Origin of the sequence: Aliikangiella marina (assembly GCF_007004765.1) — a bacterium.
Classification (GTDB): Bacteria; Pseudomonadota; Gammaproteobacteria; order Enterobacterales; family Kangiellaceae; genus Aliikangiella; species Aliikangiella marina.
Genome location: NZ_VIKR01000001.1, coordinates 260,132 through 281,433, shown reverse-complemented (window position 1 = coordinate 281,433; position 21,302 = coordinate 260,132). Strand labels below are relative to the sequence as shown.

Sequence of the window (21,302 nt, the reverse complement as noted above, 5' to 3'; positions counted from 1 at the left end):
TCCAATAGGACCGATAAAATGAATAAAGTCATCCACCTGATTTCAGATCTTCATTTGCAAGAAGCGCAACCCAAGCTATATGATTTGCTCGAACGCTATATGGTTGAGATTGCACCGAAGAGTGATCAACTTTACGTGCTCGGTGACTTGTTTGAGTTATGGGTTGGTGACGATCATTACACGCCATTCAATGAAAAAGTGATTAACCTGTTTAAAGGTTACACTCAAAATGGCGGTGAGCTATTTATTGGTCATGGCAATCGTGACTTTTTAATCGGCAATGTTTTTGCTGAAAGTTGCGGGGCTCAATTGCTCGATGAACCCTACAATTTCACATGGTTTGATAAAAGTATCTGCTTGATGCATGGTGACTCGCTTTGCACCGACGATGTCGCTTATATGCAACTCCGTCAAATGGTAAGAAGTCCACAGTGGCAAGCAGAGTTTTTATCTCAACCGGTCGACGCGAGGTTGGCTTTTGCAGCGTCTTTGCGTGAGCAGAGTAAAAGCGCTATGCAAGAAAAAGCCGCAGAAATAATGGATGTGAACCAACAAGCCGTCTTAGATGCAGCAAAATCCAATCACTGCGACTGGTTAATTCACGGCCATACACATCGTCCAGATACTCACCAACTTAAAGAAATCACCGATCAACACTTACGAATTGTTTTGAGTGATTGGCGCGAAGAAGGTCAATATTTAGCGCTCAAAGATGGAGAGTTTTCCAGTCACTACTTTGGTACAGAATAATTTACAATGGTCTGAAATAAAAATGGCGCAAAAGCGCCATTTTTTATGGCGTTAGATCTGTTGTTAAAGTTTAACGATTTCTTCCATATTGTTCATGGGAAGAAACCCAATCCGACGAAGAAATTGCCGACGCTAGGGAAATCTCACCAGCTAAAACGACCGCAGCGACAATTTCCGCAAATTTGTGCGCTTTATCTCTACCGTAACAATCCATCAACTCTAAACATTCTTTCTGTGTGCCGATGCCTGTTCCGCCACCATAGGTTGCAATAATCAGAGACGGGATGGTAATCGATAAATACAAATCGCCTTCATCGGTCAATTCCGAATAAAGAATCGCTGCAGATGACTCTGAAACGTTGGCAACATCTTGCCCGGTTGCAATAAACATGGCAGTGATACCGTTCGGAGAATGTAGACCGGTGTTATTTACTCCCGACAGGAAAGAACCAACGGCAGCTACTCGGCCGTGGTAGTCGATTTGCTTTGGATCTACGCGCATTACCTGCAATAGATGTTCGCGTTTAATGGTCGCTTCGGCTACGACTCGCTTGCCGCGCGTTCGCATGATATTAATCTGCGATGCTTTCTTATCCGTTGCAAAGTTTGACTCGAGGAAGAAGTTCTTAATTAATTCTTTCTTTTCGTAATGCTCAAGGATCCAACCGCACGCAGCAAATGTTGCTCGCCCAACCATATTTTGCCCTGCAGCATCACCGGTCCGGTAGTTGAAACGTAAGAACGCAAATTTATTGGATAAGTAATGGTCAACATAAAATAAATCTGCAACGGTCGAAGTTGCTTCGGCCTCTTGTTTGATCGTTTCAAAGTTAGCATTAACCCACTTAACAAACTCTCTTGCTTCCCTGGCGTTGTTAAATACAAACACAGGTGCACGCTGCATTGCATCACCAATCACCGTCGATTTAACCCCTCCACTCATATTCAGTAATTTCATACCACGATTGTATGAAGCGACAAGCGTACCTTCTGTGGTGGCTAGTGGAATCATAAACTCACCGTTAGCATGCTCACCCTCGATATGCACTGGACCGGCGAGTCCGATAGGTACCTGTGCAACACCGATAAAACTTTCAACATTACCAGCAAGGTCATGAGGGTCGATGGAATAGTGATTAATATGGTTGACTTTTCCGCCGTGGAATTCTTCAAAGAATTTTTGTCGCGCCTGTATGATCTCTTCACAATAGTCATCTTCGAGATCGCGAGGAATTTTAGCGTGACTTGAATCGCCAGAAGTTAAGACATCTTCCACATCAAACTTCAATTTACCAAAAGGTGCAGCTTTAAAGTTAATGCCTAGTGTTTGTTTTTCTGCACCCAGTTCTTCGGAATGTTCTACGGTTACTTTGATATTGGCTCTGAGAGGAAAGTCTATGTTGGCACCATCATTGAGTTCGGCTATTGAGATAGGATCGGCCTTACCGACTTTAAGTTGGATACTCGACTCTGGAATGTCTTTACCGTTGAGCGTGATGCTCTTGATGGACTCCAATGTGGCATCTTTCAACCGGTTTCTGAGCATAAAGCAAAATCCATTATCCGTCGAATTTAAGCTTCCGCGGGTGTACAACTGCCTTAATAGTATTTTTGGAATAAACATAGTACAGAGCGTCCTTTAATTGCTATATTATGGGAAATAATAGACTTAAATAATTACAAAATACAATCAAAGTTTCAATATAACTCATATATTTGCCACTTATATGGGAATGATTAATAACATATTCAGAATAAAAGTATGACAAATCCTCAAGACACGGAAGATACCGAGAATTCTTTGAGCACAGATGTGAAGCCAAAAAGTATGCGCTGGAAATTATTTTTCGCGCGCCTGGCGATTAGGTTGGGTTTATTAAAAAGGGAGTCGATCGATACAGTCGAAGTTAATCAACTCATTAATGAAAATTTACCAATAACGTTTGAAATTCCCACCCCAGGTGGCGATGGCGAACTCACGCTTTTGCAAGTCTCATTTCACGTTGATAAAGAAAAAGATTGTATTCACGCCGAGTTACTTTGTAATTTCAGTGTGGATGTTAAAAACAAATTAATCTATAACACTCATCTTCAAATTACTGTTGAGTCCGGTCTTGAATTTCACAAAGCAAGTCGCGCAATTGGAGTTAAAGATGTATCGATAACACAGTTAAATTTAATATCCGATAAGTATTCGATAATGAAAGACACGACTTCATTGTTATCGGCGTTAATTCCTGGAGCAGTTAAATCATTAGTCAACTTAACTTTAACTTCCACCCAAGTACTCCTAGGTGGAACCAAGCTAAGTGCTGCCGCTCAGTACCTAATGATTTACACGTCAGGTAGTAAGCAAAAAGTTATTGACTATCATACACCAACCATCGAAAAAATGGTGGGTAAATTACTTGCCTCCCCCGACTATCGTTATATTCTCGATGACAATGATTTTGAAGAAAATCTATTTGCTGACCATGGCAAAAGGGTCAGCATTGAGAATGGCAAGGTCTATTTTATTTTTAACGATTAAATATTAACGTTGGCTATCGAATTCGCTACCAATTGAACGCGTCTAAGCATGCATGTCTTCCTCAGAAACATAGTGACCAAGCTCTACGACGGAATGACCGACCTGCTTAACGTTTTCGCCTATGTCATCAATGCTCACGGTTTGATCATCGATCGATCGCTCTAGCAATTCAAATGACTCTTTAAAATATTCGGCTAAAGGTTCAAGCGATTTAATATCTTTGTCACAGCACACCAAACCGACGTTTGCGGTATCACCACAAGTCAACAAGGTAATATTAACTCCGCCACCCGGTGTTATGGTTGAAATGGGATACACCGCGACTAACTTACAATCTTTGAAGTAACGCGTCTCTTTAGGCCCCGGCATGTTTGAAATTAAAATATTAGCAATTGGATGAACAATGTTAGATAAACGTAAAAGCTCATAAACCAAGGCAACGGATTGGATAAAAATGGTGTAATAACTAAACGCCGCAGGGCGTGCACGTTTAGCCGCTCGAATAACCACCCGATGATTTTCGATGATTTGACGTAACCGTAAGTAAGGATCTTTTTCTCCGTGTGCTAACTCCACGGGCACAATGGCAATTTTATTGCCCGATGAATCATCTCCTTTACGACGAAGATTAATGGGCACATTGGTAAACAAGGCTTTATCAAAGGATTGGCCATATTCTTTGAGAAAGCGATGAACGCCAATATCAAAACTACACAACAAAACTTCATTAACTGATGCACGCAATCTTTTTGAGAGCGCCTTGACTCGGTCAAAAGGCAAATCAACCGTCGATACGACTCTACCGCGTTTAACTTGCCCAGTTAATACCGTTTTAGTGCCGGTGAATGGAATCGGCATGTAGTGAGTATTGAATCGAATAATCTTGAATAAGATCCGCATCAACACCCAGAAAAAATCTTTGACCACCAGAAAAAACTCACCGATTGCCAGTAGAGACGTCATTAATGGCTTTGAAGGTCTTTTCGGTCGCTTGGGATGTGGTTTTTCCCAGATGGGTACAAATTCATCTTTGCTGATTTTATCGTGATACGCAGCTTGGAACCATTTAACTAAAGTTGCCCCATCACCTAGCATATGATGAATTTTAATATAAATCGCAAACTCATCACCCTCTAAGCTTTCAATAACATGAAACTGCCAGAGCGGTTTGTCTTTGTCCAAACGCGGCTCATGAAGTTTTGCAACGAGTTTGTGCAATGATTGACGGTTACCAATATCTTTTAATTGATGAAATTGAATGTGATATTGCATATTCAAAATATCAATTTTTTTAAGTTGGGTCGGGTACCCTAGAAATTGTTTAACCACACAGTTAAACGGCGCAACACCGGTTTTATACTCGCGCAGTTCATCGACTAAATCCTTTACATAATGCTCACCTGCGCGACGCGGCAATTGTAAAATTTGTAAGCTGGCAACGTGTTTGGGATTATCATCGCTCTCTGTTATCCAAAACGCTTTATCTAAAAAGGTGATTTTTTTTGTCATGCCAACGTTCCCTTTATAAGATCCTCATTATTATTAGGACAAGCTTAATATTGATTGCGCCAAACTTTCAAACTCTTGCTCTTTAATCTGCATATAAGGAGCTAGAGCAAACAAGATGGTCGTGATCGACTGATAAATATATTCACCATCGCTTGGATCAATATTTTTTAATAGTCGATAATTGAGCATCTGGGTACCAATTAATCCCATTAGTTCCACTAAATTATGAATTTGCTTATCACTTGCTTTGAGGTGGCTCGATTGTCTAAAGTTGTTTAAACAAGCGCTAAATACTTTCTCTTTAGTGACTAAGGTTTTACGAAAGCCCTTAGCAATGGGTGGATACTTTTCAGCAAGCTCAGCAGGGTTTCGATAAAGAAAACGAAACGTGTGAGAAATCTCAAAAATTAAATAAAGATAGTAGAAAAATTCTTCTAAAGACAATTCACTTTCTGTTGATGCGTGAAGTGCTTTATTCATTTTCGCTTCATACATTTCAAACAAAGCCGCAATAATGATTTCCTTGCCTTTGAAGTGGTAATACAAATTGCCAGGACTGATGTCGAGTTCATTGGCGATATCCACCGAACTCACGTTGGCTTCGCCATGATGGTTGAAAAGTTCAAGAGAGACTAACAGTATACGCTCTGCGGTTTTCATTCTTTTTAGATCGTTCCTTGCTGCACCAATTCAATTGAAAAGTTCGTCTTAATGCTAGTAAAGCACATGATAAACATCACTGCGGACTAGACATTACTTTCTGTAAACAAGTATTAAACAACCAATACGAGATAAAGAGCTTTCAATTGAGCTCTTATTGTTACTATACACCAAATGAAACTCAGGCCCCAAATACAGATAGGCACTAAGGGATTGACAGGCAGGAAGTGCTAACCACCAAACACAAAGTAGAGCTGCATAAAACCCGCTCCCATTCCTAACAGCGCCCCAACTAAGATTAGCTTCCACTCGTCTTGCTGGTAAGCTGGTCGTAAAACGCCTTCAAATTCCTCTGGCGTTAATGCTTCCATTTTTTCACAGAGATCATCAGCAACACGAAGGGCCCCAGTGGCGTACTGATTAGCGTAATTCAAATATTTTTCAGAATCTTTAAAAAGTCGCTCAATCGCCATCTTTTTCATTTTATAGTAATTTTCGGTGCCGACGCCGAGGGCAAAATAAGGTTGGGCAATTGAAATGTAGCGCTCAATCGCATCATTAACATGTAACTCGATTAACTCGAGAAGTTTGTCAGAGCCAGGTCCTTTTAAAACAGCGTTTGTAATATTTTTAGAGGATAACAAGCGCTCTTCGATGATGTCCGAGTAAACTCTCGAGACTTCTTTCTGGCGCTTTAAGAACATACCTTGAATGGTCATCCAAAGAAATTTTACCGGACGTTTTGGTTCAAAGATAATTTTGATGGCTATCCAATTTGTCGCATAACCCACGATAAGGCCGCCCAGCGGCAGAATCCACCAAAGCGGAAACAGGTGCCAAAGTATTGCCGTCGGAATACCAAACAAAAAGCCAAAATATAAACCCGAGCGCTCTATAAAGGGGAATTCTTTGGCGCCAGATTTCAAGAAGATTTCGTTGATAAGATCTGGGTTAGCGACGAGGTGACTCACCACTAACTCGCGAATATCGATGATTTCCGACACATTATATTGGAAATCTTCAACCATTTTCGTCACCACGTTCGGAATGTCTTCTTCGATGCGTTCATAGACCAAATTTTTGCCTTGAATGGGTAAAGCTGCCCAAACCGTCGGTGCAGACTTTTCCATCACATCGTTAACTATCCGTTTGAGCACTTGCTTTAAGCGCCGCTCGATTGCCTTGTGGATTTCTTCTGGTGAGAGCCTTCCCGCTATCTCTTCAACACTTAAGAGTTTGCCTAATACCAGTTCAACCTCGATTTCGGCCATTTCCTTGCGTTTTGCTGGGATCAGTCCCTGCCAGCCGAAGATTGGCTTAATGCCCACAAATTCCAGTGGGTAAAACATCATTTTCACTGCTAAATAATTGGTGATATAGCCAACAAAAGCACTAATCACCGGAATCAGTAGTAATAATAGGGTTTCGCTACTAAGACTATTCCAGAAGCTATTCCACCATTCCATCGCGTAACACCTACAAATGAAGGATAATTGGTTGTTATTCTGCCTAAAGAGGCTAACCATTGGGTTTAGAATGGTCAACCTAAAATCAATAATTCTTGCTTATTTAACAACAATTTATTTAATTCTGACGACAATTTCACCAATTGTATTGATTCTGCTCAAAAAGCCAGAAATCTTGCCGATTAAAAGGGAAAATTGGGTTGCCCTTTCTAATATTTATTGGTTATATGGATATTATAAGCTAGTTTTAAGTAGGTGATTAAAATGCTTTTCGGACCAAACCTATCTGATATCGAAAAAGAAATTGAAAATGCTGACTCTTATCAGGCATTTTACGAAGCCAGCTTGTACCATGACGAAGTCAGCGGTGCCAATGCCTGGAAGGAAGAAGACGACTCTTCTGCCTATGATTATCAGATGATCCGCAAGCGCGTTGAGCGAATCAAAGCAGCTCGAGCCAGCCGCGACGCTCCTGCGCTAATGTCTATCCTACACGAGGGTATTCACGGCAATTTAGGTAACATTGCCAACCCGTTGCTCAACAAAAAAGCCAAAATAGGTACCAAAAAGCTTATACAAGAATTCCTTGATGAGGTCTGTGCTGCATTGGATTTCATCTACAATGCCGATGAGAATGAAGTCGACTTTTACGAAAAGCTGTCGTTTTTCGATGAGACCAATCACTCTTATGGCCAAAGTTGTCTCATGCTAAGCGGCGGTGCGGGTTTAGGCTTCTTTCACGCTGGCGTTGTGAAAACATTACTCGCTCACGACCTAATCCCTAAAGTTGTCTCTGGTGCGAGTGCGGGTTCGATTATCGCAGCCCTAATTGGCACTCGCCCAAAGGATGAGTTAGCTGATTTATTGACCGCTGAAAACATCTACGAGCATTTTAGAGGTTGGAGCCGATTTAAAGGCGTCCGCCAAGATTCCTTTTTTGACAGTACCCGGTTAGAAAACGCGCTAATTGAACTGTTCGATTTAACAACCTTCGATGAAGCTTATGAAAAAACCGGGATCAGTATGACGATTACGGTTTCGCCGGCCGATTTGCACCAGCACTCTCGCTTGCTCAATCATAAAACCTCCCCTAATGCGATTATCACTCAAGCGGTAAGAGCATCGTGTGCAATTCCATACGTTTTCTCGCCGGTGTATTTAAAAGCCAAAAACCAACAAGGCGATGTAATCCCCTATATCCCAAACCGACAGTTTGCAGACGGCTCATTGATGGCGGATTTACCTTTCGAGCGTCTTGCTCGATTGTTTGGTGTCAACCATAGTATCGTCAGTCAAATTAACCCACTCGCAGCACCGTTTATTGCTGGCGGAAAGCATAAAACGGACAGCATCAAAGAATTAACTATCCGGCATGCAACAACCTTAGCAAAGAAAAATAGTGTTTATTTCTTTGATGTTTTAGAAAGTCTTAGTAAGAACGATGCGTTACGTCGAGGTATCCATAAAGTGCGCTCTATCATTGAGCAACAATATGTGGGTGATATTAATATTTTACCAAAACGTAAGCTAACCGATTATCGCCACGTATTTGCTAACCCTTCGCTAGATAGCTTAACAAAGCTAATCAAATCGGCAGAAAAAGCCTGCTGGCCTCATATTGATATGATTCGAAGAAACACACAAATTTCAAAAACTTTTAGAAAGCACTTAAAAGATTTGAAAAAAAGAGAAAGCTTGTTGTTATCACACAACACGCATCCGTATCGAGAAATGAATCGCGAAGCATCTAACGATGCCGCAAGTGGTCAAGTTTAGATTCTTAAAAATTAAAATAATTTTGCTTCGATGTTTTTGTTTTTTGAAAGCTGTTTATGAATTTGGATTTGCTACTTGATGTCGGTTGGTATTGATTGCCATAAAGCGGTCACGCACTTGTCATCTCGACAGTTGTGGAGAGGTCTCCCAAAGACTCATACAAACTTAATATCTTAGGCGTAATCACAGACTTGAGTGTGTTTCTTTGTAAGGCTCAGCATGCAGATGCGTCTAAAACTGTGGGAGATTCCTCGACTACGCTCGGAATGACGTGGTAGGTTGAACGCCTGATAAATGATTAGAGCCTATTACGTAATTGAAGTGTTTACTTCTTGGGAACTCTCACCAAGTATCCAGATGCAAACATAGCACCTCTTGCTTCATGTTCAAATGACTCAAGTGGATAATTATTAACTATTCGATTCCACAAAACTAGCATCCTTCCATTGTCCACCTGAGAAACATTAAGCGACCAGGTTTCTACCCAAAACTTACTTTCTCCAGAATCAAGACTAAAAATAATAGCGTTAGTTTTGTGGGTTTCAATCTTGAACTGACCTTTCTTAACCTGCTTCCATTTTTCTTCTGTTTTAGTAAAAACCTCTACGCTGCCGCCATCGATTATAAGTTTCAAGTTACCTGTAGGCTCTCCTACAAGATTATGTCCTTTATGCCCCGTTAACTTCCCAATCCATACGCCGTTAAAATTGCTTAACAACTCTAACTTAGATGCTGCAAGCTTTTTGAGCTCATTCTCAGGTGCACTAACCCCTGAGATATCATAGGAAAACAAAAATATAATTGTTATTAGAATATATTTCATAGTCAATTAAACTTGTATTTACTTGTTATGCCCTTACTCAATTGTGCATGACTGATATCCATCTAACCAGGGATTTCGCAGCGTCAGCTTGGTGGTGGTGCGAGCCAGCCAACTAGTAATTATACCACTGATAAAGCTCTAACATAGGTAACTAAATCATTACAATATAAGGAGCGTTCACAACACCAACTACTTATTATTATATCTTGCATTGAACATTAAAGTTCAACTTCATAACGCTCCCATGATTTATACTCATTAAAAGACCAAAGCCGCCACTCTCCTTTTTCTTTAGATACAGAGAAGCCTATCCCCTTTCCTATACCTTTATGAAGGAAAAAACGACAGCTTTTTTCTGTAAGATAAATCAAATCAAGTTTTAGAAAGCTAAGTCCAGTTGGAAAACCATCCAAAATTTTAATCGTCCTCTCAGAAGAATTTTGTTTTATTTTATCGAACTTCTCAATCAGCAACTTACCTTCTTGCACAATGGTGTTTAATTGTTCTTTCGAAAGACTCTGGACTCTTTTAGCTGCATCTAGAGATTCATAGTGTTCTTCCCTTTTATATTCTAAAACTTTTTTTAATTCTCCGATTTCTTTTTCAGACAATCCTTTTAGCGTGGGCAATTGAATTCCAGCTTCGTTGTGAGAATTTCTGTAGTTAAAAAGAAAGGTGTTTAATTTTTCAGAATCACTTTTAGTATCCTGAAGCTGTTTCAACATATCAGGATCGAATTCATACTTAAACTCTAGATATTCGATAATATCCTTGTCACTAATAGACGCATTAAACTCAATACTTTCCATCCGTTGTTTTTCCATAAATTCATTGATGCTAGATTGGCAGTTGCCATCTTGAATACAGAATATAAACAGAGTCAAAAATAATACGATTTTTTTCATATTTTACTCTTTTTGAATAAATAATGTCTCAACTGAGGAGTTTTGTCGTCCTTCAAATGACCGACAATGCTAAAACTTTTCAACGATTGCTTTTTTAGCTCACTCTATTCGCCCAGAGACCGAAGTGTGATGAAGTTTGTCGAATGCCCCAACCCGACCTATTATTGACTGCCACTATATCGACAAACATTCATACCATCAAGGGTAGCTATTTCACTATCATTCTAACTAACGTAGTCTATCCAATTCACAAACACTTAAACCACAAGACAAAAAAAAGCCCACTTAAGTGGGCTTTTTTTCGACATCATTTAAGAAGTCTTACTTAGCTTTTTGCAGCAGCCTTTTTCGCTGGTGCTTTTTTCGCTGGCGCTTTTTTAGCAGGTGCTTGCTCTGCTAATCGAGCTTCAACAAGCGCATTAACCGCAGTTGTTAGCTTATCAACTTTAGCGTCAATTTCTTGCAACTTCTCGGCTTCATCTGGTTCGTTTAAGCCAAGTTTGTCTTTAAGCGCAACAATTTTTTCGTCCAAAATTTCTTTCGCTTTAAGCTTCTCCTGAATGTCTTGCTCAATTTTCTCACCTTCAGTGATCAATTCGTTAAGCATTTCACCAGTTTTAGCATATGTCTCATCAAACTTATCGACTGCATATTTCCAACCCGAGCCGTATGCACCCAAGCCAGCTAACCAAGCTTGACGACCTAACTTTTCAACGTCTTTTAATGAAGCCATGATATTTCTCCTGATTAATTAATCGATTACTTTGCAGAAAGTTTTGCAACTGTGTCTGCTAGCGCGTCGATTTTTGCAGATAATTCGTCGATTTTTTCGCTAGTACCTTTTGAGTTCATACCAAGCTTTTCACGAACTTCAGCAACTCTTTCGCTGACTTTTAAATCGTCAGCTTTCGCTTTGAACTTGTCTTTAGTTTCTGCTTCTACAGTTTCGCCTTTAGCTACTAAGTCTTCGAAAACTTTTGAAGCTTCTGCGCTTAGTTCGTCAGCTTTGCCTTGAACTTCGTCATAGCTTTTCGCGTAAGCACCCAATCCAGCTAACCAGATTTTACGAGCAAAATCTTCTGCTTGTGATACTTTTGATTTGATAGATTCTAATTTAGTCATTGTCAGTCTCCTGCATTGCAAGGTTTTCATCGAGTTGTTATCAATGTTATTGAAATAAATTAGAAACCGCATACTAACTTGGGAAATAAATTGAAATTTTTTAACAAAAACCGCTAACTTATTGAAATTTAAAGATTTAAATTTGCTATTTTTAGCGTGATTATTGACAGAGAAGTGTTGACAGTATTTCTTGGACGGAGAAAAATCGGAGTGAATGGTGCGTAAAAGCAAGGAGATAGCTCCCTGAAGCTCTCAGGAAGCTTATTATTAGCGCGCAGTCCCACTAGCTAAACTTGGCAATCATACTGTCAGGCATAACCTTCATCAAACGATACATCACTGACCAAGGCCAAGACGGTACGTAACAATTAGCAGGTTCTTTTTCCATTGCCTTGACCATTGCTCGGCAGCCTACATCCGTATCAACGATGAATGGCACTTTCTCTACCTTTTCATTAATTTCACTGCGAATAAATCCTGGATGTACACAAGTCACTTCAATCGGCGTACGTCTCACATCAATACGAATACCTTCGGTTAAGGAAGTGACCGCCGCTTTTGTCGCAGCATAGACTGTTAACGCTCGCCTAAAGCCTCGTGCTGCACTAATTGAGGATATTGTCACTAGGTGGCCAGCATTTTGCTCTCTAAAAATCTCCAGCGTTGCCTCACACTGAGCGATAGCAGCCACAAAATTAGTTTCTGCTGTCATCTTATTGGCGTGAAAATAGCCGGTCCCTAATGAGGCGCCCTTTCCCATTCCTGCGTTAACGATCACGCGATCAATTGAGCCCATATCTGCTTTAAATGCTTTAAACACCTCAAAAACCTGGTCGTGATTATTAACATCTAATGCCCGAACATAGACTTGAATATCCGGATTAATTGCTAAGAGTTCACTTTTTAGCTCCTCTAGCCGCTCGGTTCGGCGGGCACAAATTGCCAAGTTTCTTCCCATTTTCGCAAACTCAATTGCCATCCCCTTACCTAGTCCTGAACTGGCACCGGTAATTACTATATTTTTACGCACTGTCCGCTCCTATTATTCTTACTTTGTAATATTGCGTTTAATTGGTTAAATCGCCAAATCTTGTATTTTTATCAGATGTCGCGATTACTTATAAGTGATCAAATGTCGATGCTCTTCAGAATCAAAACTTGAATGATCATTAAGTGATGAAACTTGTCGCCCTAAACTGGTGACGGCAATTTTGGTAACACCACAGTTCACCAATGACTTATTCATGTTCAAAAGAAAATGATCAGGAATACTCAATAGATTTTGGGTAACACACGAAATTGGTCCACCTGAGGTAAATACTATCGCACGCCCTTTGTCGGGCAATGCTTCAATGACTTTGTCGATCGCCCTAAGCGTACGTTCTTTAAATGCTTGCCAAGGTTCATTGTATTGCTCGTCATATTCACCGCTTACCCAGCGAGCAATTCCTTTAGCAAACAATTCTAAAAAGTAATGCTCCGGATTTTGGTGTTGGTAGATGTGTTGTCGAAATACACTTGAGTCGGCCCAGTCGGGATTTAAAGCAGCTATAACATTTTGGTGATCAAACTCATTCCACTCAGACATTAACTGCAATCCTTGACTATCAATATGTTCGAAAGCCTCTAATACCGAGTGAGCTGTTTCTTGATGACGTCGCATTGTGCCTGAGAAAATCATATCGGGTTGTAGCCGACGAGTTAGATGAAGTCCCAAGTGGCGTGCTTGTTGAAATCCGAGATCCGATAATTTATCGTAATCATCGCTATCAAAACTTGCCTGTCCATGGCGGACTAAATAAACAGTCGCCATCGTTAAATCCCTTTCCGCTTAATGGCTTTTTTACTGCGCCATAATAAATAGTGAACAAACAACCAAAACTTTTTGAACGCTGGGTTAGTAGTCTGTTTATGGTGATAACGAAAATAAATTTGTTGAACAATTACCGCCAGCCGGAACAGACCATAGACTTCATAAAATTTAAAATCTAAGGCATCAAACCCCATTTTATCGCAGTAATATTCAATCACTTGTTGACGAGTCATCATGCCAGGTAAGTGAGTCGGCTGCCTGCGTGTCGACTGCGCCATAAAATCATCTCCCTGCTCAACCCAATAGGCTAACGTATTGCCCAAGTCCATCATCGGGTCACCGAGTGTAGCCATTTCCCAATCAAGCACTCCCAGTACTTTTGTCGGTTCGTTGTTATCGAGTACGACATTATCAAAACGAAAGTCATTATGGATAATACAAATGTTTTCATGGTTAGGCATGTTATATTCCAACCAAGACATAACGTATTTGGCGCTCGGTACGTTCCAGGTTTTCGCTTTCTTGTAGCGGCCATTCCAACCTTCAATTTGTCGCCGAATATAACCTTCTCCTTTTGCAAGTTGATCCAAACCTGCAGCCTGGTAATCCGCTTGATGGAGTTCAATAAGACAATCAAGTACTTTTTCGCATATTGTTTTCGTCGTGGCTGGGTCGAGTTTTAATCCCCGCGGCATATTTTTCCTTGGAATTATACCGTTGAGTTTTTCCATCACATAAAAGTCGGTACCTAAAACCGATTCATCTTCACAAAGTGCCAACATTTCGGGCACGTAAGCATAGACAGGCTTTAAGGCTGACTGAATTCGGAACTCTCGTCCCATGTCGTGCGCCCCTTTTGCCTTAGTACCAGCGGGTGCGCGTCGAAGAATAATTTCTCGATTTTCGTAAGTTAGACAATAAGTCCAATTAGAGGCGCCACCGGAATATTGGGTAACACTTGGAGCACCAATGAGTTCTATATTTTGTGTTTTAAGCCAAGTATCAACCTCTGCAACCGGAAGCTCTTCACCACTTCTTACGGCACCCGCTTTATCCAACAACTTACCTGATTCGGCCATTTATTTTCGTCCTCTAAAACGCGCCGTATGCTCAAGCATTTTTTTCAAATAAAATTTAGGGAACCACCTTTTTAAGCGATACATTGTTCGCCCCTCAGGGTGGGTGACTATCATCAACTCTTTGTTGCTGACCGCGTCAAAAGTATAGTTTGCCACATCCTCAGCGGTGATAGTCGCTCGCTCCATCACCTTATCTAAAACCGAACGAAGTTGATCGCTCTTAGTTCTCAGCGACTCTTTTAAATTGGTTTTAAAAAAGCCAGGACATAAAACACTCACCCCAATGTTGTCATCATTGAGTTCCAACCGCATCGTCTCAGAAAATGTAATCATTGCCGCTTTACTCACATTGTAGCTAGCCATCATCGCAATTGAGGTTATCCCTGCCTGTGAGGCAACGTTAAGAAAATATCCGCTATTCTGCGCTTTCATGAGCGGCGCAAAAGCGCGAGTTACAATGACGGCACCGAATAAATTGACATTCATAATCGTCCGCCATTGCACTAGATCCTCATCTTCTAATGAATCTGCACTGGCGATACCGGCATTATTCACAACAAGATCAATGCCCTGCCACTTATCAACAATCGCTTGCTTGACGCTCTCGACACTGGCTTCATCCGTTATATCGCAATGAACAAAAAAAGCATCTACGTTCAACGCTTGAAGTTCCTGAACTGTTTCTTCAGCGCGCTCTTGGTTAAGATCCGCAATACACACATTTGAGCCCTGTTGCGCCCAACGCAACGCTAAAGCTTTCCCCAGTCCCGAGGCACCACCAGTAATAAGTACTCTTTTATGCATTTTTATTCTCTAGTTCGTCGGTTAAATGAATTCAATCTGGCTCATCAATCATTCGCCATTTTGACCGCTTGGTCGTTATCTTACTTTAGATATTTTTTTAATTCTAAGCGCGACACCATTCCTTTGTGAACCTCATCAGGACCGTCAGCTAGCCTTAAAATTCGCGCTTGTGCGGCAAATCCAGCTAATGGAAAATCATGACTCACACCCGCACCGCCATGCATTTGAATGGCCATGTCTACCACTTGTTGAAGCATGTTGGGGACCACCACTTTAATCGCAGAAATTTCTGTCATCGCATGTTTAACACCGACCGTATCAATCTTCCAAGCGGCTAACTCCGTCAACAAGCGAGCTTGGTCAATCGCCATTCTCGCTTCCGCAATTTTTTCTAGATTGCCACCCAGCTTGATAATCGGTTTACCAAAGGCGACTCGATTCTGTCCCCGTTTTATGGCCAATTCTAAAGCGCGCTCCGCGGCACCAATAGCGCGCATACAATGATGAATTCGTCCTGGACCTAACCGACCTTGGGCAATTGCAAAACCTTTGCCCATCCCCATAATTAGATTAGTCTTGGGTACCCTAACATCTGTTAAACTTAACTCACCATGTCCATACGGGGCATCATAATCACCACAAGCCGTTAGCATCCGCTCGATTTTTACGCCGGGCGTATCGAGAGGTACAAGTACCATACTGTGCTGGCTGTGTCTGTCATTTTCAGGATTGGAAAGCCCCATAACAATTGCAATTTTCGCATCCGGATGTCCTAACCCGGTAGTCCACCATTTACGGCCGTTGATCTGCAAATGGTCGCCGTCTTCAGTTATATTAGTTTGCATATTGGTTGCATCTGAGGAAGCCACATCAGGCTCAGTCATTGCAAAAACCGATCGAATTTCACCGGCCAAAAGTGGCGTTAACCATTGCGCTTTTTGTGCTTCATTACCAAAATGGTACAGAACTTCCATATTTCCGGTATCTGGCGCATTACAATTAAATATTTCAGAAGCAAATAGCACTCGCCCCATTTCCTCCGCTAAAGGCGCGTAGTCAGCACAACTTAAACCTTGAGCTAATTCACTATCGGGAAGAAACAAATTCCACAAGCCTGCTGCTTTTGCCTTCTCTTTTAACAATTTTATTTCCGGCAAACACTGCCAACGCTGCCATTCACCATGGTTATTCTGGGCGTGGTTAGTATGGGCCAACTGCTGCTCAACCGGGTAAACGTGTTCGGCCATAAACGCTTTTAATCGGCCGAGATAGTCTTTTGCTGTATCACTATATTCAAAATTCATTCATTCACCTTTATTTTGGTAACACAGTGACTAGTCAGAATGAGTCACTATTGTCTTCGGTTGTTTCTTGGTATTAACTTTTAACTTTCGTAAACTCATTGCAATAATACACCCGCCTGTAAAATACATCACTAGCGAATAGACGGCTGCAGGAACCGCAATCAGTGTATTGCCTAAAATCGTTGTCGCAACCAACATTGCGAGCGCGGCATTCTGCAACCCAATCTCTATGGTTATTGAAATTGTTTGACGACTATTCAATTGAAACAGTTTCGCTAAATAAAAACCGACCAACATCGAAATCAAATTGAGTAACAATGTCGCCAATCCTGAGCGCACTATTGCATCAAGAAGTGTCTCCCTTTGTTCAAATGCAATGCCTGCAATCAACAGGATTAAAAATATCGTGGAAAAAGATTTAATTCTCGGTTCTAGGAATATCGCCAATTTAAGGTATAGCCGTCTGATGATCATCCCTATCGAAACAGGTAATAAAGTAATCAAAAATAACGTTGACAGTGTGCGGGACAAATCTAATTGAATTTCACCAGTTTGCGATAGAAAATATTCGATCGAAAAACCGACGATTAAAGGAATGGTCAGTAACGCTAAAACACTGCTAAAAGCGGTCAGTGAAATCGACAACGCCAAATCTCCCTTGGCTAAATGAGTAACTAAGTTAGAGGTTGTCCCGCCAGGGCAAGCAGCCAGTAACATAATTCCCATTGCCAATAACGGATCATCAATCAGCAGTATCACGATGATAAAACCGCAAACAGGGAGCAAGATAAGTTGCCCCAATAAGCCGATGAGGATCGCTTTAGGAGACTTAAAAACACGGCTAAAATCGTTCATAACAAGCGAAAGTCCCATGCCAAGCATGATGATAAATAAACAACTCGGTAAAACTAACTGCGTTAGGACACTCGCTTGCATGTTTATTTTCCGCTCATCATTAACAAAACCTCAACTTACATTAACGCACAATTTGTATTCGCATCACAAAAATTTTCAGACTAAGTTTTGAAATCGGGTTGCAACGCTTCAATGTTTTGGTAGAGCGGTTGAAAGTTGCCCCACACGACCAACCGAGATCCAATAAACGACCTGGTCTTGCGCGCAATCTCCGCAGGAATGATTTGCGTGTTGGGTAATCCGGACACGAGCAATTGATTTTCACAGGCATCCTCTAATTGAACGAACAAAGACACCGCGCTATCAACATCAATACCAACGGTTAATAAACCATGATTCTGTAAAATTAGTGCGATATTATTTTCACCGATTCGATCGGCTATCGCATCGCCTTCTGATTGCTGATGAACAACCCCGTCGAATTGTGAGAAGACATCATGAGATTCAAAAAACACACAGGCATCCTGAGTAATAGGGTCCAATAAACGTCCTTGTGTTGACCACGCTTTCCCAAACTTTGTATGAGCGTGAGCAACTGCATTAATATGTTGATGCTTAGCGTGAATTCTTGAATGAATCATAAACGCGGCAGTATTGACCAAGGCTTTGCCTTCAACTAACTGCCCCTCGTGGTTGAGCCGGACCAAATCGCTCACTTTAATTCTCGAAAAATGAATACCGACAGGATTAACCCAAAAAGTCTCTTTTTCAATCGGATCACGCACGGTAATATGGCCAGCCAATCCATCATCAAATTGGTAGAGTGCAAATAACCGAAACGCAGCAGCGAGTCGCTGTTTAATATAATCGCGCTCAGACTCAAGCGACTCAAAAGTTGGTGGGAGAAGCATTGAGTCAGCTGACATCTCACCGATTGCCCCTTGCTTGAGTTGCGCTATCATTTGTTCATCCATTGTTGGCCTCTGCTGGTGATTAAGTGTGCCGTTCAATTGCAATTTGCGTGGTAACACCAAGTGTTGTCGGCTCTATAAGCACTTGTTGTCATCCTATTCCCTTTGTTAGTATTTATCTAATGATGTTTTTTCAGATAAAACTATGAACAAAACTAATAATAAAACACAAGGTAAAATCGACCTTAATTTATACAAGGTGATGCTCACTATCGCTGAGGAAGGCACAACGATAGCAGCCGCGGCGCGCCTCAACCTATCTCAATCGGCAATATCTCATGCGCTTAGTCGGCTACGTGAAATGCTTGACGATCCCGTCTTCGTCAAGCATGGCCGTAAATTAGTATTAACCCCTTTTGGCAAAAGTATTTTACCCACCGTCAAGCAATCATTATCTAGCCTGATCGATTGCAGTAGTAAAACGATAGAATTTGACCCGCAACATTCGCAAATGGAATTTTCCTTGGGTTTTCGCGACATACTTGAGTTTTTGATTTTGCCAGACTTGTTAAAACCACTCAGAGAAATGGCGTCAGAGATAATTATTAAGAGCGAACGACTAATTCTTGGCGATATTGAAGAGCGTCTGCTGGCGTCAGAACTAGACTTGGTGATTGATCTAGAAACGCCAACCAGTACCAAAATCGAGAGTGAGGAAATTACCCGAGAAGCACTCTGTGTGCTTATCGGTCCCTCTCACCCTTGTTTCAATAACAAGCGATTAACCATCCAAGAATTCTCTGTCAGTGATCACGCGCTTGTCTCACTCAACCGCAGAGAACGAGCATATGTTGATAGCCGCATTCGAGTGGCAGGTGTTGAACGGAGAGTCGTCATGCAGTGCGAACACTATTTACCAGCAGCAAAAACAGTCGAAGCCACCGACTTGTTGCTCACCATGCCTTACTCATACGCCGTATTCCTCGCCAATATTCTCGATGTAAAAATTTTACCGATTCCTTTTGAGTGCGACCCAATTCCAATCCGAATGTATTGGCGAAAAGATACGGCTGATGAAGCTTATATGCTTTGGTTGAGAAATCAGTTAAAGAATATTATGCAGAGCACACTGTCTTAAACTAACTATTTTTCGTGGCGATGAGTAAGCGAATAATCGCTTAATGTTAAGTAATTGAGTCACACAAAAGGCTAGCCTGAAAAAACCAGCTAGCCTATGTTTTTGAGGTTATCTATCGGGATGATCAATCGTGATGAATTGATTAACATCGACATTCTGTAATTCTGTCGGCGTCACATTGAGACCTGGCCAATCAACTCTAATGCTATCGATCTGGCTTAATTGGGCTACCCCAAAGTGGACTTCACGCGGATCTTGCGACATATAGTTGCCACCGCTACGGATTTCTTGAATCCAACTTCGACTACCTGCCGTAATCGTAATTTTAGCGCCAATGGCTTCTAAGTTCGCTGGTAATCCATTTAACTTGATGTTGATAAAATTATTATTATCCAAGGACCCTTGGTTTTCATAAAGCCTCGGAGCCGCCCCATTATTTGCTATCAAAATATCAATATCGCCATCTCTGTCAAAATCAAAACAAACAAGTCCCCGGCCATTGCCATTATCATCAATCCCGACACTTTCACTGACTTCACTGAAAGTGCCATCACCATTGGATAGATAGAAGCGAGACGGATCTTGCTCGAATTGGGCAAACGGATTTTCTCCCGACCCACTATAAGTCATTCCATTAACGTGAAAAATGTCTGGATTTGAATCATTATCGAAATCAGCAAAACAAGATCCCCAACCCCAATAACCTTCTCTAACCCCGGCCTCATCAGTCACATCACTGAAAGTTCCGGTGCCATCGTTTCGATACAAACGGTTACCAGAAATGCCGCCAAAATATAACTTAATTGCTTCAGGCGGATTCCAAATACTTGAGACGAACCAGTCGAAGTCTCCATCATTATCAAAATCGGCTACCGCTGCTCCCATTCCGTTTTCATCTGAAATTACATCGGTGGTGGCATCAGTAAAATCTACGCCTGCGTTGTTAACCAATATTTGACTGGATTCAAAATCACCGGTAACCAGGAGGTCTGGATATTGGTCATTATTAATATCAGTAAAAATCGGCGTAAACGAATATTCTTTGTATTGCTCTTCCGGATCTAAAACTTGGATATTGAAAGACGGGATTACTTCGACATTATCCGACATGTCAGTAAAAGTACCATCACCATCATTTTGCCACAGATATTCTTGATCACCATCGCGCAACCAGCTGCCGCCCCAGTGGGCAAAATATAAATCTAAATCTCCGTCGAGATCATAATCAGCTGTCGCAACAGAAAAGATCCCTTTTTGATTAACCATATCCGCAGTATTGAGATCGCGAGTGAAAGTGCCATCACCGTCATTCATGTAGATTTCTAAATAAGGGCTTTTGGCACCAAAGGCCAACAAATCGAGCGCTTGGTCACCGTTGAGGTCGGTCCAAAAGGCGCCTTGTGACATAGAATCCATCGCAATACCAGCGTCTGTGACTTCAACAAACTGAGTACCATTGAATCGAAATAGTTTACCGTGGCCCATTTTGGCATGAGAGACAAACAAATCCAGTTCGCCGTCGCCGTTATAGTCAGCAATTGAAATCCCGCCAGCCATATCTTGGGACTCACCGCTGGGTTCAGTTGAACTTAGAACATAATCCAAACCGACTTGCATAGTGACATCAACAAAACTAACTTTTGCCGCTGGCGGCGGAGGCGGTGGTGGAGGCGGTGGTGGCGGTGGCTCAGAGGTTTCAGAGCCTCCCCCGCCGCCACATGCAGTGATAAAAATTAGTCCAAGTACTGTCCCAAATTGAAATATTTTACTTATCTTACTCATAATTAAACCGATTTTAGTCACCTCAAGGGCGCTAAAAATTTATTCTTGTGAAAAAATTGCTCAGCTGTTAACCAG

At 41.4% G+C, this 21,302-nt stretch carries 20 protein-coding genes; 4 read left to right on the top strand and 16 right to left on the bottom strand.

Going from position 1 to position 21,302, the window contains the following annotated elements:
• Window positions 1-18: 18 nt before the first annotated feature.
• Window positions 19-750 carry a UDP-2,3-diacylglucosamine diphosphatase gene (locus tag FLL45_RS01215; protein WP_142887966.1) on the top strand — a complete coding sequence of 244 codons (732 nt, stop codon included), beginning with the start codon at window positions 19-21 and terminating at the stop codon, window positions 748-750.
• Between the two features lie 70 nt (window positions 751-820).
• Here FLL45_RS01215 and FLL45_RS01210 read toward each other — a convergent pair whose 3' ends face one another.
• Window positions 821-2,374: a hydroxymethylglutaryl-CoA reductase gene (locus FLL45_RS01210; protein ID WP_142887965.1), complete on the bottom strand. Its 1,554-nt coding sequence runs from the start codon at window positions 2,372-2,374 to the stop codon at window positions 821-823.
• Window positions 2,375-2,512: 138 nt separating this feature from the next.
• Between FLL45_RS01210 and FLL45_RS01205 the strand changes: the two genes are divergently transcribed.
• Entirely contained in the window at window positions 2,513-3,280 is a 768-nt protein-coding gene (locus tag FLL45_RS01205) for a hypothetical protein (protein WP_142887964.1), read from the top strand.
• Window positions 3,281-3,322: 42 nt separating this feature from the next.
• Here the strand turns inward: FLL45_RS01205 and FLL45_RS01200 are convergent, their stop codons facing one another.
• The 3 genes from FLL45_RS01200 to FLL45_RS01190 all read right to left on the bottom strand — a co-directional run bounded on the left by FLL45_RS01200 (window position 3,323) and on the right by FLL45_RS01190 (window position 6,915).
• Window positions 3,323-4,789: a wax ester/triacylglycerol synthase domain-containing protein gene (locus tag FLL45_RS01200; RefSeq protein WP_142887963.1), complete on the bottom strand. Its 1,467-nt coding sequence runs from the start codon at window positions 4,787-4,789 to the stop codon at window positions 3,323-3,325.
• 33 nt (window positions 4,790-4,822) lie between these two features.
• Window positions 4,823-5,449 (bottom strand): TetR/AcrR family transcriptional regulator, encoded by a 627-nt coding sequence (locus tag FLL45_RS01195; RefSeq protein ID WP_142887962.1) that lies wholly within the window; start codon window positions 5,447-5,449, stop codon window positions 4,823-4,825.
• A gap of 230 nt (window positions 5,450-5,679) precedes the next feature.
• Window positions 5,680-6,915, bottom strand: coding sequence for a DUF445 domain-containing protein (locus tag FLL45_RS01190; RefSeq protein ID WP_142887961.1), 1,236 nt, complete (start codon window positions 6,913-6,915; stop codon window positions 5,680-5,682).
• Between the two features lie 264 nt (window positions 6,916-7,179).
• Here FLL45_RS01190 and FLL45_RS01185 point away from each other — a divergent pair, with 264 nt between their 5' ends.
• Window positions 7,180-8,691: a DUF3336 domain-containing protein gene (locus FLL45_RS01185; RefSeq protein WP_142887960.1), complete on the top strand. Its 1,512-nt coding sequence runs from the start codon at window positions 7,180-7,182 to the stop codon at window positions 8,689-8,691.
• Window positions 8,692-9,016: 325 nt separating this feature from the next.
• Here the strand turns inward: FLL45_RS01185 and FLL45_RS01180 are convergent, their stop codons facing one another.
• The 11 genes from FLL45_RS01180 to FLL45_RS01130 all read right to left on the bottom strand — a co-directional run bounded on the left by FLL45_RS01180 (window position 9,017) and on the right by FLL45_RS01130 (window position 18,370).
• On the bottom strand, window positions 9,017-9,514 hold the full coding sequence (locus FLL45_RS01180; RefSeq protein WP_142887959.1) for a hypothetical protein: 498 nt from the start codon (window positions 9,512-9,514) through the stop codon (window positions 9,017-9,019).
• A 218-nt stretch (window positions 9,515-9,732) separates the two neighbouring features.
• On the bottom strand, window positions 9,733-10,419 hold the full coding sequence (locus FLL45_RS01175) for a hypothetical protein (protein ID WP_142887958.1): 687 nt from the start codon (window positions 10,417-10,419) through the stop codon (window positions 9,733-9,735).
• Window positions 10,420-10,744: 325 nt separating this feature from the next.
• Window positions 10,745-11,152, bottom strand: a complete 408-nt coding sequence (locus tag FLL45_RS01170) for a phasin family protein (RefSeq protein WP_142887957.1) — start codon at window positions 11,150-11,152, stop codon at window positions 10,745-10,747.
• A 26-nt stretch (window positions 11,153-11,178) separates the two neighbouring features.
• A complete protein-coding gene (locus FLL45_RS01165) occupies window positions 11,179-11,541 on the bottom strand; it encodes a phasin family protein (protein ID WP_142887956.1) in 363 nt (120 codons plus the stop codon).
• A 283-nt stretch (window positions 11,542-11,824) separates the two neighbouring features.
• The gene (locus FLL45_RS01160; protein WP_142887955.1) at window positions 11,825-12,571 is read right to left on the bottom strand and encodes an SDR family oxidoreductase; all 747 of its coding nucleotides are present in this window, start codon (window positions 12,569-12,571) and stop codon (window positions 11,825-11,827) included.
• 84 nt (window positions 12,572-12,655) lie between these two features.
• Complete coding sequence (locus tag FLL45_RS01155; RefSeq protein ID WP_142887954.1) at window positions 12,656-13,354, bottom strand: histidine phosphatase family protein; 699 nt, start codon at window positions 13,352-13,354, stop codon at window positions 12,656-12,658.
• Between the two features lie 2 nt (window positions 13,355-13,356).
• The gene (locus FLL45_RS01150) at window positions 13,357-14,433 is read right to left on the bottom strand and encodes a phosphotransferase family protein (protein ID WP_142887953.1); all 1,077 of its coding nucleotides are present in this window, start codon (window positions 14,431-14,433) and stop codon (window positions 13,357-13,359) included.
• Window positions 14,434-15,237 (bottom strand): SDR family oxidoreductase, encoded by an 804-nt coding sequence (locus tag FLL45_RS01145; RefSeq protein WP_142887952.1) that lies wholly within the window; start codon window positions 15,235-15,237, stop codon window positions 14,434-14,436.
• An 80-nt stretch (window positions 15,238-15,317) separates the two neighbouring features.
• Window positions 15,318-16,541, bottom strand: a complete 1,224-nt coding sequence (locus FLL45_RS01140) for an acyl-CoA dehydrogenase family protein (RefSeq protein ID WP_142887951.1) — start codon at window positions 16,539-16,541, stop codon at window positions 15,318-15,320.
• A 30-nt stretch (window positions 16,542-16,571) separates the two neighbouring features.
• The gene (locus FLL45_RS01135; RefSeq protein WP_142887950.1) at window positions 16,572-17,477 is read right to left on the bottom strand and encodes a bile acid:sodium symporter family protein; all 906 of its coding nucleotides are present in this window, start codon (window positions 17,475-17,477) and stop codon (window positions 16,572-16,574) included.
• An 80-nt stretch (window positions 17,478-17,557) separates the two neighbouring features.
• Window positions 17,558-18,370 carry a class II aldolase/adducin family protein gene (locus tag FLL45_RS01130; protein WP_210247087.1) on the bottom strand — a complete coding sequence of 271 codons (813 nt, stop codon included), beginning with the start codon at window positions 18,368-18,370 and terminating at the stop codon, window positions 17,558-17,560.
• Between the two features lie 142 nt (window positions 18,371-18,512).
• On the opposite strand from FLL45_RS01130, the gene FLL45_RS01125 reads away from it, so the two are divergent.
• Window positions 18,513-19,445: a LysR family transcriptional regulator gene (locus FLL45_RS01125; protein ID WP_142887949.1), complete on the top strand. Its 933-nt coding sequence runs from the start codon at window positions 18,513-18,515 to the stop codon at window positions 19,443-19,445.
• 108 nt (window positions 19,446-19,553) lie between these two features.
• On the opposite strand, the gene FLL45_RS01120 is transcribed toward FLL45_RS01125, so the two are convergent.
• Window positions 19,554-21,227, bottom strand: a complete 1,674-nt coding sequence (locus tag FLL45_RS01120; protein WP_142887948.1) for a CRTAC1 family protein — start codon at window positions 21,225-21,227, stop codon at window positions 19,554-19,556.
• Between the last annotated feature and the right edge of the window lie 75 nt (window positions 21,228-21,302).

Excerpts from the sequence above, each read along its gene's own strand:
- FLL45_RS01165 (WP_142887956.1), bottom strand. The coding sequence starts at position 11,541 with ATGACTAAATTAGAATCTATCAAATCAAAAGTATCACAAGCAGAAGAT.
- FLL45_RS01215 (WP_142887966.1), top strand. The coding sequence starts at position 19 with ATGAATAAAGTCATCCACCTGATTTCAGATCTTCATTTGCAAGAAGCG.
- FLL45_RS01180 (WP_142887959.1), bottom strand. The coding sequence starts at position 9,514 with ATGAAATATATTCTAATAACAATTATATTTTTGTTTTCCTATGATATC.
- FLL45_RS01205 (WP_142887964.1), top strand. The coding sequence starts at position 2,513 with ATGACAAATCCTCAAGACACGGAAGATACCGAGAATTCTTTGAGCACA.
- FLL45_RS01125 (WP_142887949.1), top strand. The coding sequence starts at position 18,513 with ATGAACAAAACTAATAATAAAACACAAGGTAAAATCGACCTTAATTTA.
- FLL45_RS01150 (WP_142887953.1), bottom strand. The coding sequence starts at position 14,433 with ATGGCCGAATCAGGTAAGTTGTTGGATAAAGCGGGTGCCGTAAGAAGT.
- FLL45_RS01210 (WP_142887965.1), bottom strand. The coding sequence starts at position 2,374 with ATGTTTATTCCAAAAATACTATTAAGGCAGTTGTACACCCGCGGAAGC.
- FLL45_RS01200 (WP_142887963.1), bottom strand. The coding sequence starts at position 4,789 with ATGACAAAAAAAATCACCTTTTTAGATAAAGCGTTTTGGATAACAGAG.
- FLL45_RS01135 (WP_142887950.1), bottom strand. The coding sequence starts at position 17,477 with ATGCAAGCGAGTGTCCTAACGCAGTTAGTTTTACCGAGTTGTTTATTT.
- FLL45_RS01120 (WP_142887948.1), bottom strand. The coding sequence starts at position 21,227 with ATGAGTAAGATAAGTAAAATATTTCAATTTGGGACAGTACTTGGACTA.
- FLL45_RS01140 (WP_142887951.1), bottom strand. The coding sequence starts at position 16,541 with ATGAATTTTGAATATAGTGATACAGCAAAAGACTATCTCGGCCGATTA.
- FLL45_RS01195 (WP_142887962.1), bottom strand. The coding sequence starts at position 5,449 with ATGAAAACCGCAGAGCGTATACTGTTAGTCTCTCTTGAACTTTTCAAC.
- FLL45_RS01175 (WP_142887958.1), bottom strand. The coding sequence starts at position 10,419 with ATGAAAAAAATCGTATTATTTTTGACTCTGTTTATATTCTGTATTCAA.
- FLL45_RS01155 (WP_142887954.1), bottom strand. The coding sequence starts at position 13,354 with ATGGCGACTGTTTATTTAGTCCGCCATGGACAGGCAAGTTTTGATAGC.
- FLL45_RS01185 (WP_142887960.1), top strand. The coding sequence starts at position 7,180 with ATGCTTTTCGGACCAAACCTATCTGATATCGAAAAAGAAATTGAAAAT.
- FLL45_RS01130 (WP_210247087.1), bottom strand. The coding sequence starts at position 18,370 with ATGGATGAACAAATGATAGCGCAACTCAAGCAAGGGGCAATCGGTGAG.
- FLL45_RS01190 (WP_142887961.1), bottom strand. The coding sequence starts at position 6,915 with ATGGAATGGTGGAATAGCTTCTGGAATAGTCTTAGTAGCGAAACCCTA.
- FLL45_RS01170 (WP_142887957.1), bottom strand. The coding sequence starts at position 11,152 with ATGGCTTCATTAAAAGACGTTGAAAAGTTAGGTCGTCAAGCTTGGTTA.
- FLL45_RS01145 (WP_142887952.1), bottom strand. The coding sequence starts at position 15,237 with ATGCATAAAAGAGTACTTATTACTGGTGGTGCCTCGGGACTGGGGAAA.